Origin of the sequence: Plantactinospora siamensis (genome assembly GCF_042434095.1) — a bacterium.
Classification (GTDB): domain Bacteria; phylum Actinomycetota; class Actinomycetes; order Mycobacteriales; family Micromonosporaceae; genus KBS50.
The window spans coordinates 69,074-81,973 of sequence record NZ_JBHLUE010000002.1 but is presented as its reverse complement, the minus strand read 5'-3'; the positions used below and the strand labels follow the sequence as shown (position 1 = coordinate 81,973).

Below are 12,900 nucleotides of genomic sequence, written 5' to 3'. Positions count from 1 at the left end.
TCGGCGGGGTCCCCGATGGTCCCAGCTCAGGCCACGAAGCGGGTCCTCCGGCGGCGGGCCAGCAGGTAGCCGCCGGCGCCGGCCGCCACCAGCAGGATGCCGATGCCGGCGAGCAGGCCGGTGTCGGCGCCGGTGATCGGCAGCGTGCCACCGCCCTCGCCGTCACCGCCGCCCTGGCCACCGCCCGCGGCGTTCACGACGACCTTCGCGGTGTCGTTGGCCGGATTGGTGTCCCGGTCGAACCCGGTGTTGCCGTCGTCGCACCGGCACGGAACATTGATCTTCACCAGCCCGGTGGCGTTGGGGAGGACCTGGCCGATCCGCAGCGAGAAGTCCAGCATGATCGAGTCACCGGCCTTCAGGAACGATCCGAAGGAGCAGTGGAAGTGCCGGTTGTCCTGGCTCGTGGGGGTGCAGCCCGGCCCGGGCTTGACCACGGTGGTCCCCGCCGGCGCGTCGAAGTCCAGGTACGTGACGGAGCCGTGGGCACCGACGTAGTCGAGCGTCGCCGGCCCGTTGTTCCGGACCCCGACCTTCGCCGTGACGGTCTGGCCCACCCGGCCGGTCGCGGACGCGCCGATCGCCTCGAGATCGGTGCTGTTCGTGCCGGCGACGGTCACCTGCAGCGCCGTGCGGTTGTTGCCCGGATCCGGATCCGCCTGAAAGCCCCGGCTGGCGGCCCTGACCTCCGCCAGGCTCAGCCTGCCGTCGGCGCCCGGCGTGCCGATGGCCTCGCCGCTGGCGCCGACGCTGCCCTGGTAGTCCGCGAACTCGTCCGGGGTCATCCAGAGGATCTCGCCCTGCTTGGCGCCGGGTGCCAAGGTGTCGGCGCCGAGGACGTACGGCAGCGTCGCCGCGAAGGTGGCGCCGGCCGGCAGGTCCTGGTCGAATTGGCAGCTGCGCAGCTGGTCGCCCACGTAGGTGCAGTTGCTGTAGTGCTTGGCGGCGTTGAGCCCGTAGTCGTTGTGGAAGACGGCGGCCGCGCCCCTCGCGGTGGCCGCGCCGCTGTTGCTGACCGTGAGCGGGGCGGTGAAACCCTGCCCGGGCGCCGCCGACCGCTTGATCTCCGGGCCCGCGACCAGGTCGACGCCCGCGCCGATGCGGATCCGCGCGCTGTGCGACACGGTGTAGCTACCGGGATAACCGCTGGCCGTCAGCGTCACCTTCAAGGTGCCGGTGTCCCCGTCCTTTGCCTGCTCGGTGGCCTTGATCCGCACCGGGGCGATGTCTCCGATGCCAGGCGGCTCGAAGGCGAGGTCGTACGGCACATGGCAGACCAGCACGGTCCCCGTCGACGGATCGCATTCGGAGCCGACCCCCGCGATCGGCCCCTTGGCGACGGTCACCTTGCCGGCCAGGTCGGTCAAGTCGTACCGGACGGTGACGGAGGACAGCAAGAGCGCTTTCGACGAGGTGATGACGGTGGCCCCGACCTTGCCGTCCGAGCCGGCCGCGATCGTGGTGTCGGGGAAGTAGATGCCGAGCTTCGCCGGCGCCTCGTCGGCGAGCGCAGGGCTGGCGATGGTGAGCACCGCGGCGGCGCTGCCCAGCGCGGCGAGCCAGCGCCGGCGTACGGATCCAGGCATGTCAGGGTCCTTTGAGTTGGCGTCGAAAGACCTTTCGAGGGTAGGAACCCCATCCCTCCCGACGCTGTCCCGGTTGGCCGTTCGGCGGAAGAATTCACCTAACGGCTTGGTCTGGGTGCGCTCACCAACGGTGGTGGACCTGGGCGCGGATCCGCCGGTCGTACAGCTCCGCGATGGCCGCGAGCGCCGGCTCGGGCAGCTCGGGCAGCGCCGCGGCCGTCGCATTCGCCGTCGCCTGCTCGACGCTGCTGGCCCCGGGGATCACGGTAGTCACCCCCGGCTGCTGGATCACCCACCGCAGCGCCGCCTGGGCCGGACTGGCGCCGGCGGGCACGAGCCGGGTGAACTCGGCCGCGGCGGCGAGGCCGGTCTCGTAGTCGACCCCGGAGAACGTCTCGCCGACGTCGAACGACGCGCCGTGCCGGTTGAAGTTCCGGTGGTCGTCGGCCGCGAAGGCGGTGTCCGGCCGGAACTTCCCGGTGAGCAGGCCGGAGGCCAGCGGCACCCGGGCGACGATCCCCACCCCGGCCGCCAGCGCGGCCGGCAGCACCCGCTCCAGCGGCTTGCGCCGGAAGGCATTGAGGATGATCTGTACGCTGGCCACGTTCGGCCGGGCGATCGCGGTGAGCGCCTGGTCGCAGGTCTCCACGCTCACCCCGTACGCGGCCACCCGCCGCTCGGCGACCAGGGTGTCGAGCGTGTCGTAGACGGCATCCGTTTCCAGCACCGCGGTCGGCGGGCAGTGCAACTGCACCAGATCCAGCGTGTCGACCCCGAGGTTCTGCCGCGAGCGGTCGGTCCAGGCCCGGAAGTTGTCCAGCGTGTAGTGCTCGGGCCGTTGCTCGACCCGCCGGCCCATCTTGGTGGCCACCAGCACGCCCTCGGCCGGCCGGGCCGCGAGGAACCGGCCGATCAGGCGCTCGCTGCGGCCGTCGCCGTACACGTCGGCGGTGTCCAGCAGGGTGACGCCGGCCCGTACCGAGGCGTCCAGGATGGCCAGCGCATCGTCCTCGTCGACGGTGCCCCAGTCCCCGCCGAGCTGCCACGTACCCAGGCCGACGACCGACACCTCGCGGCCGGTGCGGCCCAACATCCGATGCTCCATCCGCGCGACGCTACCAACCATCGGGGGGTCCGACACGACGACGCGGTCCGTGGGGTCCGTGGGGCGACCCGGTGAGCCGGACCCGCCGCCGGCGGGCCGGTGTCGTACCGCCGTGCAACGGTTGCCGCATGCTGACCGATCATGACCGGCGGCTGCTGAGCCGCGCGATCGCCGCCGTCGGCCTCGGCGACGCCGAGCCGGTGCGTCGGCTGAACGCCGCCGATGCGCGATCCGGGGTTTTCCTGCTCCGGCGCGGCGGCCGGGAGTTGGTGGTCAAGGCCACGGCCGATCCGATCGGGTTGGCGGGCGCCCGCCTGGAGGCCGAGGTGCTCACCCGATGGGCCGACGATCTGGGCGTGGCCGTCCCGGTGGTCGAGGCCGTGGCGGTGCGTGGCGATCTGGTCGTGATGGTGCTTCCCGCATACCGGCCGTGCACGGCGGATGACCGGCAAAGCGAGCGGGAGTGGTGCGACCTGGCCGTTGACCTGGGTGCGTTGCACCGGGACGGACCGGCGTTACGAGCCGGGCTGGTCGCCCGACCGTGGCCCGCGGCGCAGCGGATCTCGGCCGGCTTGCGTCGCTGGCGCGACCTCGAGCCGGAGCTGCCGTTGGACGGGGCGGCCGCGCTGCTGGCCGATGCCGCGCGGCCACCGTCCCGGCTGCCGACCGTGTTGATCCACGGCGACTGCCACCTCGGCAATGTGCTGACCGACGCGGCCGGCCGTCGGCTCTGGATCGACTGGCAGGACGTGCGGCTCGGCAGCGGCGTGGAGGATCTCGCCCTGCTCTGGCAGCGGGCGGAGTTCGATGGCGCCCGTCCGCCCCGGGACGCCATGCTGGTCGCCTACGAGACGGCTCGCGGCCGGTCGGCCGGCCCTGACCTGCGGCGGGCGCTGGCGATCGAGGAGCTGCGGCTGCTCGTCGCCGACTGGCCTGATTTCCTGCCCGGCGTCCCTGCCGCACGGCGGGCTCCGCTGGTCCGCTCGTTTCGACAGGCGGTGCTGACCTGCGCCGGGATCGACGTCACGCATGCCGGCCAGGGCCCGGCCGGGTCCGTGTGAGGCGAACCCGGCCGGACTGCCACCCCGGCGGCGGTCAGGCGTACGGCAGCCGCAGCACGGAACCGTCGCCGATGCCCAGGGTGCTGGGGTTGACCCCGATGGCGCTCCACACCTCGACCCGGACCGTGCCGTTCCGCAGGTCGCCGAGGCTCCCCGAGCTGGCGAGCATTCCGGCGGCCGGTGTGTAGTGCTCGTAGCCGGCGATCGGGTCGGTGGCGAAGTAGCGGAACGTCTCCACCCGGTCCGGCGTGCCGTCGCCGGTCAGGTCGTACGTGATCCGCACCTGCACGCCGTTGCCCACGGCCGTGCCGGCGTCGACGAACAGGTCGAAGTCGGTCGCGCCGCCGGCGTACCGGAGGTTGAGGCCGGTGGCGGTGAACGTCAGCGGGTTGGTCGGCGTCCCGTCGTGGTTGCCGTTGGCGGCCGGTACGACGGCCGTGCCGGGACCCTGTGCCGCGCCGGGCAGCCCGCCGTTCGGGGCCAGATACCGGGTGGCCGCGTCACCGGCGGTCGGGCTCGCCGTGGGTGAGCCGCTGGGCGACGGCGAGGCCGTCGGGCTGGGGCTCGCGGTCGGCGAGGGGGAACCGGAGGCGGACGGGCTCGCCGTCGGCGAGCCGGTGGGGGTCGGTGAGCCGGTCGGGGACGGTGAGCCGGTCGGCTCGACGCCGCCGCCCGCGTTCCCGCCGCTCCACTGGTACGCGCCGGTGGTGGCCGTCCGGCCGGCGCCGACGCTCAGCCGGGTGCCGTCCGAGAAGGTCACCACGGTGGCCGCGCCGCTCGGGTTCGCGGCCACGTACGTGCGCGCGCCGTTGCGGCTGAACACCGCCGCGAGCGGGTGGTCGGCGGTGACCGTGGTGTCCACCGTGCCGAGCGCGGCCAGGTTGCGGATCCAGTGCAGGGTGTGCGCCCGGCTCTCGCCCTCCTCCGGGGTGTACCCGGGGTTGGCCCGCAGGTTCGCCAGGGCCGTGTCGGCGTCGCCGAGGGCCTGGTACTCCCACAGGATGTCCTGCCACACGGTCGGCTCGCCGCCGTTGTTCCGGACCAGTTCGGCGCGGTTGCGCCGCACGTAGGCCGGGTCGTAGCCGAGGTAGAGGTGGCCGCCGGTGACCGGCAGCTGGTTGATGCCCTGGATCATCTCGGGCTCGGCGCTGAACCAGGTCGAGTACGCCCCGCCGTCGCCCCAGACCATCCCGACGGCCGCGTGCCCGAACGCCGCGGGGAAGTTCTCGTCGTCGACGTCGAACCAGTACTCCCGGATCGCGGCCGCCTGGGTGGTGTAGAGGAAGACTCCGGCGTCCCGGACCGCGCGGTTGCCGGTCACCTGTCCCCACTGGATGAGGGCGTTGGCGAAGTTCATTCCCTCCGACGAGGACTCCTGGTTGTTGCCGGCCGCGAAGGCGCCGTGCCCGGACGCCCAGTCGTGCCCGGCGTAGATGTCGAAGTCGCGCAGGTAGGGGAACCGGGCGTCGGACCGGTCGTAGTTGTCGGCGTCCCGGATGAGCAGGTCGACCATCCCGCCGTACCGGTCGGCCGAGGCCCAGGCCGGGTCGAACTTGGCCAGCGTGGCCGCGGCGGCCACGAAGTAGCCGTAGTGGAAGTGGTGGTCGTTCAGCTCCTGGTCCGAGCCGTACGAGGCCGGATAGCCGATCAGCGTGCCCCAGTTGGGGTCGTAGTAGAACTGGTGTCGGGTCTCCCCGGCCGGCGCGGTGAACCAGTCGGTGAGCGTGCTCCGCATGGCGTCCAGCGCGCCGTCCCGGTCGGTGGCGTCGCCGACCAGGTCGGCGATCTCGGCGATCCGCGCGGCCCGGCCGAGCCCCTTGCCGGTCCAGTACGTGTCGTCGCCGCGCTGGTCCATCGGGTTGGCCCGGTCGGCCGCCAGCAGCGCGTCCAGGGACGCCCGGTCGGCGCCGGCGCCGTCGCCCACGGCCGGCAGTTCCGGCAGTACGCCGTGGAAGGTCATGGTGGTGCGGAACTCGCTCACCCCGGTCAGCACCTTCATCCGGCCGCGCGGCGAGGAGTAGGTCGGCGCGATCGGGGCGGCGCCGGTCAGCGCCTTCCACTGGTGCGGGTAGAGGCTCACCACGGTCTGCGTCCCGGTGCCCTCCCGGGGCGTCACGGTGAACGCGTAAGTCGTTGTCACCCGACTGGTGGCCGGGTCGTACGCGTAGCTCACCCGGGTGCCGGTGACGTGCGCGTGCGCGTACCGGCCGTAGGTGGCGGCCAGCGCGGCCCGGTCGGCGGCCGGGGTGGCGGGGGTGGTGGGCAGCAGTGCCACCGAGAAGTAGCCCCGGCCGTTCAGCGCGCTGGAGAACGCGCTCCCGCTGACCGTCCAGGCCGCGCCGGTCGGCGCGTATGCGGCGTAGTTGTGACCGTTGGCCGTGAAGCCGAGCATGGCGCCGTCGTTGGCCCACACCGTCGGCGTGCCGGTGACGCTGATCCGGGCGTCCCCGCCGGAGGCCTGGAAGTACGCGAACGGCAGCCCGTGCCCGATGGTGGCGCGCAGCGTACGGGCGCCGTCGCTCCAGTACGGGGTGACCGTCCAGTCGGTCCAGTCGGCCACCTTGACCAGCGGCGCGGCCAGCCCGGCCACGCCCACCCGGAGGTCCTCGGCGTATGGGAAGTGGTATTCGCCCACCCCGGTGGAGGTGCCGCTGATCGACGGGATCGAGTTGGCCGAGAAGCCCAGCCCGTCGGTGAAGGTGTCGTACGCCAGCGGGTGCGCGTACAGCGGCTCGCTGAAGGCGCAGTCGGTGCGCTTGAACAGCAGCGAGGACCACCAGTCGTTGGTCGGCACCGCGCCGGTCGGCGCGTCGGCGGTGGTGAACTGCCGGGGGTTGGTGGAGATCGAGCCGCACCCGCTGGGCAGCGGGCCGGCGGGGGTGCTCGCATAGCTGCCGGCGCCCACGGTGGCGGCAGCGGCCGGGGAGCCGGCGGTGCCAGCTGCGGCCGGCGTGCCGGCGGTGGCGGCGCCCGCCACGACGGCGCCGGCGAGTAGCAGGAGCGGGATGCTGGCGGCCAGCATCCGGGAGCGGGGTCGGGCGGACGCTTTCATGATGCCTCCGGATGGCGACGGACCCCGGCGGCGCGGTGGGCAACGCCGGGGTCGGCCGCCGGCTGTGGCGGACTTGACGGCCGTGAGAGCGCTCTCTGAGATGCGGACGCTAATGCATCCATGTCATTACGTCAATGTTGCCGAGCGGTTGCCCGGCGGTGCGCGGCGGTGCCCGGCGGTGCCCGGCGGTGCGCGGCGGTGCCCGGCGGTGCGCGGCGGTGCCCGGCGGCGCGCGGCGGTGCCCGGCGGTGCGCGGTGGTGCGCGGCCGGCCGTCAGGCCGAGTCGCGGACCACCAGCTCGGTCTGAAGGGTCAGCGCGGTCTCGATCTGCTCACCGGCGATCAGCCGCAGCAGCTGGCGGGCCATCTGGCGGCCCAGCCCGACGATCGGCTGCCGCACGGTCGTCAGCGGCGGATCGGTGTACCGGGCCATCTCGATGTCGTCGAAGCCGATCACCGCCACGTCGTCCGGGACCCGCCGGCCGGCCTCGCGGAGGGCGCGCAGCGCGCCGTGCGCCATCAGATCGGAGGCGACGAAGACCGCGTCCAGCCGCGGGTCGTCGGCGAGCAGTTGGCGCATGGCCGTCGCGCCGGACTCCCGGGTGAAGTCGCCGACCGCCACGATCGACCGGCGGTCGGAGTCGCGCAGCACGGCCCGGTACGCGGCCAGCCGGTCGATCCCGGCGCCCATGTCCTGCGGACCGGCGATGGTGGCGATCCGGCGCCGGCCGGTGGCGAGCAGGTGCCGGATGGCCGCCGCCACCCCACCGGCCTGGTCGACGTCCACGTGCGGCAGCGTGCTGGCCCGCCCGAGCGGGCGGCCGCCGCAGACCACCGGCACCTGGGACCGGGCCAGGGTGGCCGGCAGCGGATCGGAGCCGTGCAGCGAGGCGATCAGCACCCCGTCCACGTGCCCGCCGGTGGCGTACCGCTCGATCCGTTCGTGGCTGGCCGGCGAGTGCGCGAGCATCAGCACGAGTTGCCGGTCCGCCGCCTCGAGCTGTTGGCTGACGCCGAGGATGATGCCCGGGAAGACCTGGTCGTCGGAGAAGACGCGGTTGGCCTCCTCGGTCAGCACCAGCGCGATCGAGCCGGTGCGCTGGGTCACCAGACTGCGGGCGGCGGGATTCGGCACGTACCCGAGCTCGTCCACGGCGCGGCGGACCCGGCTCTGGATCTCCTCGGCGACCGTCGGCGACCCGTTCACCACCCGGGACACGGTGGCGCGGGAGACGCCGGCGCGCCGGGCCACCGCCTCCAGGGTCGGCCGTCCCGGTCCACCCGTCACCGCACACCTCCTGCGGTCATCGTAACGATCCCGCGGCCGCGCCGACGTGTGCCGGTCGCCGGCGGCGATCCACGCTTCCATCGTCTGAGAGAGCGCTCTCTTGACAAGAAGCCATTGTGGACCGCACGCTGATGCCTCCGTGAGAACGCTCTCTCACTCGGTGCGCCGCAGCGGTGCGGGCACCCGGCTTCTGATCGATGACCAGTGGATGACCTTGAGGGGGTCCCTGCCATGCGATTCACCCCATCCCGCCGCGCCGCGGCGGCCGTCCTGGCCGCGGTCGCGGCGCTGCCCAGCCTCGCCGCGTGCGGCGGTTCCAGCGGCGCCGGCGACGGCACCGTCACGCTCACCGTCGACGTGTTCAGCCAGTTCGGCTACCAGGACCTGTACAAGCAGTACATGGCCGCCCATCCGAACATCAAGATCGTCGAGCGGGGGACCGGCACGAACCTCGACGATTACTCGCCGAAGCTCACCCAGTGGCTGGCCGCCGGCGCGGGCGCCGGCGACGTGGTGGCCATCGAGGAGGGGCTGCTCACCGAATACAAGGCCCACCCGGGCAACTTCGTGAACCTGCTCGACCACGGCGCCGGCGAGCTGCAGGGCAGCTTCATGGACTGGAAGTGGAACCAGGGGCTCAGCGCGGACGGCAAGCAGCTGATCGGCCTCGGCACCGACGTCGGCGGCATGGCCATGTGCTACCGCAAGGATCTCTTCGCCAAGGCGGGCCTGCCCACCGATCGCGCCGCCGTGTCGAAGCTCTGGCCCACCTGGGACGCCTACGTCGCCACCGGGCGGAAGTTCACGGCCGCGCACGCCGGCGCCAGCTTCCTGGACGCCGCCACCAACACCTTCAACACGATCCTGCTGCAGACCGCCGGGAACACGACGGGTTACAGCTACTACGACACGGCCGGCAACCTCGTGGTGGACAGCAACCCCGCGGTACGCCAGGCGTGGGACACCACCGTACGGATCGTCGACGCCGGGCTGTCCGGGAAGTACGGCGCCTGGTCGGACGAGTGGGTTGCCGCGTTCAAGCAGGGCAAGTTCGCCACCATCGCCTGCCCGGCCTGGATGACCGGGGTGATCGAGGGCAACTCCGGCCCCGAGGCCAAGGGGAAGTGGGACATCGCCACCGTGCCCGGCGGCGGCGGCAACTGGGGCGGCTCCTTCCTCGCGGTCCCCAGGCAGGGCAAGCACCAGAAGGAGGCCATCGAGTTGGCCAAATTCCTCACCAGCCCGCAGGGTCAGGTCGGCGCGTTCAAGGACAAGGGCACCCTGCCGTCGTCCCCGCAGGCGCTCGACGACCCGGCCGTGAAGGACGCGCACAACGCGTACTTCAACAACGCGCCGGTGGGACAGATCTTCGGCGCGGGTGCCCGCAGCCTCAGGCCGGTCTACATGGGACCGAAAAACCAGGCCGTCCGGACCGAGGTCGAGAACGCCATCCGTACGGTGGAACTCGGCCAGCGCGGCGCGGACCAGGGCTGGTCCGACGCGGTGACCAAGGCCAAGGCCGCCGCGCAGAAGTGAAGCCGACGCCTATCGGGTACCGGTGGAGCCGGCTGGACGACCGACTGTCGCCGTACCTCTACATCGCCCCGTTCTTCGTGCTCTTCGCCGCCTTCGGCCTCTACCCGCTCGGCTACACGGCCTGGGTCTCGCTGCACGACTGGGACCTGATGGCCGCCGAGCACCCCTTCGTGGGGTTGGCCAACTACACCGCCCTGCTCGGCGATGCCGACTTCTGGAACTCCGTGCTCAACACGCTGGGCATCTTCGTGCTGTCCACCGTCCCGCAGCTGCTGCTGGCGCTGTGGCTCGCGCACCTGCTCAACCGCACCCTGCGGGCCCGGACGGCGTTCCGGATGGGCATCCTGGTGCCGAACGTGACCAGTACGGCGGCCGTGGCGATCGTCTTCGGCCAGCTCTTCAGCCGGGAGTTCGGGCTGGTGAACTGGGCTTTGGGGCTCGTCGGCGCGGACGGCGTCGACTGGCACGGCAACCGGTTCGGCTCCTGGCTCGCGGTGGCCACCATGGTCGACTGGCGGTGGACGGGCTACAACGCGCTGATCTTCCTGGCCGCCATGCAGGCCATCCCGCGCGACCTGTACGAGTCGGCCGCGCTGGACGGCGCCCGGCAGGCCCGGCAGTTCTGGTCCATCACCGTGCCGCTGCTCCGGCCGACGATCATCTTCTGCACGGTCATCTCCACCATCGGCGGCCTGCAACTGTTCACCGAGCCGCTGATGTTCAACTCCGGCACCAACCCGATCCGCGGCGGGCCGCTGCGCGAGTCGCAGACGGTGACCATGTACATGTTCGAGAACGCCTTCGCGCCGAACTTCAACTTCGGCTACGGCTCGGCCGTGGCGTGGATGCTCTTCCTGCTCATCGTCGTGGTGGCGGCCGCCAACGTGGCCCTGATCCGCCGTTCCGCCCGGCGAGGAGGCCGAGCATGACGACCCTGCTGACCCGCCCGAACCCGTCCCTGACCAGCGACGACCCGCGCGGCTCGACCCGGCGCCGCCGCGGCTCCGGTGCAGACCTGTGGAACGCCAGCCGGCTCACCTACCTCACCCTGGTCGCGGCCTGCCTGGTCTCGCTCTTCCCCATCTACTGGATGGTGGTGGTGGCCACCCGATCGAACGACGCCATGGGCCAGGTGCCCCCGCCGGTGCTGCCCGGCGGCGAGCTGGCCGGCAACGCCGGCCGGCTGCTCGGCAACCCCGACGCCAACTTCCTCACCGGCCTGCTCAACTCGGCGATCGTGGCCAGCTGCGTCACGGTCTCGGTGGTGTTCTTCTCGTCCCTGGCCGGCTTCGCCTTCGCCAAGCTGCGGTTCCGGGGCCGCAACAAGCTGCTCCTGATGATCATCGCGACCATGGCCGTGCCCACCCAGCTCGGGGTGATCCCGCTCTACCTGCTGATGACCCGGCTCGGGTGGAACAACCACCTCCAGGCGGTCATCGTGCCGACCCTGGTCACCGGGTTCGGAGTGTTCCTGATGCGCCAGTACGCCGACCAGGCGGTCGCCGACGAGCTGATCGAGGCGGCCCGGATGGACGGCTGCCAGACCCTGCGGATCTACTGGAACGTGGTGCTGCCGGCGCTGCGCCCGGCGGCCGCCGTGCTCGGCCTGCTCACCTTCATGACCACCTGGAACGACTTCATCTGGCCGTACGCGGTGCTCAACGATCCGCAGAACCCGACCGTGCAGCTGTCCCTGCGGGCCCTGTCTCAGGGCTACTACCAGGACATGTCGCAGATCTTCACCGGCACCGCCATCGCCACGGTGCCGCTGCTGGTCGTCTTCGTCGTCTTCGGCCGGCAGATCGTCGGCGGCATCATGGAGGGAGCGGTCAAGGCATGATCCGTTTTCCGGACAACTTCGTGTGGGGCGCGGCCACCTCGGCGTACCAGATCGAGGGCGCGACCGGCGCGGACGGCCGCTCGCCGTCCATCTGGGACACCTTCGCCGCGATGCCCGGCGCGGTGGCCGGTGGCCACACCGGCGACCCGGCGTGCGACCACTACCGCCGCTACCGCGAGGACGTCGCGCTGATGGCCGACCTGGACCTGCGGGCGTACCGGTTTTCGGTGGCCTGGCCGCGGATCCGCCCGGCCGGCGCCGACCGGACCAACGCCGCCGGCCTGGACTTCTACGATCGGCTGGTGGACGCGCTGTGCGCGCACGGCATCGAGCCGCTGCCGACGCTCTACCACTGGGACCTGCCACAGGAGCTGGAGGACCGGGGCGGCTGGACCGTCCGGGACACGGCCGAGCGCTTCGCCGGCTACGCGGTGGCCGTACACGATCGGCTCGGCGACCGGGTGCGGACCTGGACGACCCTGAACGAGCCCTGGTGCTCGGCGTACCTCGGCTATGGCAGCGGCCTGCACGCTCCCGGCCGGCGCGACCCGGCGGCGGCGTTCGCGGCGCTGCACCACCTGCTGCTCGCGCACGGCCTGGCCGCCCAGGCCCTGCGCGCCGGCGGCGCCCGCTCGATCGGCCTGGTCGTCAACCCCGCCGCGGTCCGGCCCGTCGACCCCGCCAGCGCCGCGGACCTCGACGCGGTACGGCTGGTCGACGGCCTGCACAACCGGATCATCCTGGAACCGGTCCTCGGTCGCGGCTACCCGGACGACATGCTCGAGCACATGTCCCGATACGGCTCCGGTCTCGGCGCCGGGCACGGCGGCCTCGACTGGCTGGAGGCGACCGACGAGAAGACGATCGGGGCGCCGCTCGACCTGCTCGGGGTGAACTTCTACGCGCCCACCTACGTGGCCGCCCGGCCCGGCGCGCCGGGTGCGCCGCCCTACCCGGGCAGCGAGGGCATCGACTTCCCGCCGCCGACCGGCCCGGTCACGGACATGGGGTGGGGCATCGACCCGTCGGCGCTGACCGACGTGCTGCGGCGGATCGGCGCCGATGCGCCCGGGATACCGCTCATGGTCACCGAGAACGGCGCGGCGTTCCCGGACCGGATCGTCGACGGCCGGGTCCGGGACGCCGGCCGGATCGGCTACCTCGACGGGCACCTGCGGGCCGCGCACGCGGCGCTGGCCGCCGGCGTCGACCTGCGCGGCTACCTGGCCTGGTCGCTGCTGGACAACTTCGAGTGGGCGGAGGGATACGGCAAGCGCTTCGGGCTGGTCCACGTCGACTACGCCACCCAGCGCCGGACGTGCAAGGACAGCGCGCACTGGTACGGCTCGGTGGTGGCGGCCAACGCGCTGCCCGGCGATCCGCCCGGGGACTGACCCGCGCCCCGGGCGCTTCGGCCCGGTGGACCGGACATC

Annotated in this window: 9 protein-coding genes; 5 read left to right on the top strand and 4 right to left on the bottom strand. The window is 72.5% G+C overall.

Features of this window, described 5'->3' with window-relative positions; all coding sequences use genetic code 11:
- Positions 1-26: 26 nt before the first annotated feature.
- Together ACFFHU_RS01895 and ACFFHU_RS01890 are read right to left on the bottom strand one after the other, a co-directional pair.
- On the bottom strand, positions 27-1,586 hold the full coding sequence (locus ACFFHU_RS01895; RefSeq protein WP_377335012.1) for an LPXTG cell wall anchor domain-containing protein: 1,560 nt from the start codon (positions 1,584-1,586) through the stop codon (positions 27-29).
- Between the two features lie 121 nt (positions 1,587-1,707).
- Positions 1,708-2,691, bottom strand: coding sequence for an aldo/keto reductase (locus ACFFHU_RS01890; RefSeq protein WP_377335010.1), 984 nt, complete (start codon positions 2,689-2,691; stop codon positions 1,708-1,710).
- Between the two features lie 128 nt (positions 2,692-2,819).
- Between ACFFHU_RS01890 and ACFFHU_RS01885 the strand changes: the two genes are divergently transcribed.
- Positions 2,820-3,752, top strand: coding sequence for an aminoglycoside phosphotransferase family protein (locus ACFFHU_RS01885; RefSeq protein ID WP_377335008.1), 933 nt, complete (start codon positions 2,820-2,822; stop codon positions 3,750-3,752).
- 34 nt (positions 3,753-3,786) lie between these two features.
- On the opposite strand, the gene ACFFHU_RS01880 is transcribed toward ACFFHU_RS01885, so the two are convergent.
- Both ACFFHU_RS01880 and ACFFHU_RS01875 read right to left on the bottom strand, forming a co-directional pair.
- A complete protein-coding gene (locus ACFFHU_RS01880) occupies positions 3,787-6,804 on the bottom strand; it encodes a glycosyl hydrolase (protein ID WP_377335006.1) in 3,018 nt (1,005 codons plus the stop codon).
- A gap of 273 nt (positions 6,805-7,077) precedes the next feature.
- Complete coding sequence (locus ACFFHU_RS01875) at positions 7,078-8,091, bottom strand: LacI family DNA-binding transcriptional regulator (RefSeq protein ID WP_377335004.1); 1,014 nt, start codon at positions 8,089-8,091, stop codon at positions 7,078-7,080.
- A 231-nt stretch (positions 8,092-8,322) separates the two neighbouring features.
- On the opposite strand from ACFFHU_RS01875, the gene ACFFHU_RS01870 reads away from it, so the two are divergent.
- From ACFFHU_RS01870 to ACFFHU_RS01855, 4 genes are read left to right on the top strand one after another with little or no spacing between them, the layout of a single operon-like run.
- A complete protein-coding gene (locus ACFFHU_RS01870; RefSeq protein ID WP_377335002.1) occupies positions 8,323-9,627 on the top strand; it encodes an ABC transporter substrate-binding protein in 1,305 nt (434 codons plus the stop codon).
- Entirely contained in the window at positions 9,624-10,556 is a 933-nt protein-coding gene (locus tag ACFFHU_RS01865; protein WP_377335000.1) for a carbohydrate ABC transporter permease, read from the top strand. The genes ACFFHU_RS01870 and ACFFHU_RS01865 overlap by 4 nt, the downstream gene beginning before the upstream one ends.
- Entirely contained in the window at positions 10,553-11,467 is a 915-nt protein-coding gene (locus ACFFHU_RS01860; RefSeq protein WP_377334998.1) for a carbohydrate ABC transporter permease, read from the top strand. The genes ACFFHU_RS01865 and ACFFHU_RS01860 overlap by 4 nt, the downstream gene beginning before the upstream one ends.
- Positions 11,464-12,861 carry a GH1 family beta-glucosidase gene (locus tag ACFFHU_RS01855; protein ID WP_377334996.1) on the top strand — a complete coding sequence of 466 codons (1,398 nt, stop codon included), beginning with the start codon at positions 11,464-11,466 and terminating at the stop codon, positions 12,859-12,861. Before ACFFHU_RS01860 ends, ACFFHU_RS01855 begins: the two co-directional genes overlap by 4 nt.
- The last annotated feature ends 39 nt before the right edge of the window (positions 12,862-12,900 follow it).

Bases quoted from the DNA above. Each gene is read 5' to 3' on its own strand.
- ACFFHU_RS01860 (WP_377334998.1), top strand. From the start codon at position 10,553: ATGACGACCCTGCTGACCCGCCCGAACCCGTCCCTGACCAGCGACGAC.
- ACFFHU_RS01890 (WP_377335010.1), bottom strand. From the start codon at position 2,691: ATGGAGCATCGGATGTTGGGCCGCACCGGCCGCGAGGTGTCGGTCGTC.
- ACFFHU_RS01880 (WP_377335006.1), bottom strand. From the start codon at position 6,804: ATGAAAGCGTCCGCCCGACCCCGCTCCCGGATGCTGGCCGCCAGCATC.
- ACFFHU_RS01885 (WP_377335008.1), top strand. From the start codon at position 2,820: ATGCTGACCGATCATGACCGGCGGCTGCTGAGCCGCGCGATCGCCGCC.
- ACFFHU_RS01870 (WP_377335002.1), top strand. From the start codon at position 8,323: ATGCGATTCACCCCATCCCGCCGCGCCGCGGCGGCCGTCCTGGCCGCG.
- ACFFHU_RS01895 (WP_377335012.1), bottom strand. From the start codon at position 1,586: ATGCCTGGATCCGTACGCCGGCGCTGGCTCGCCGCGCTGGGCAGCGCC.
- ACFFHU_RS01855 (WP_377334996.1), top strand. From the start codon at position 11,464: ATGATCCGTTTTCCGGACAACTTCGTGTGGGGCGCGGCCACCTCGGCG.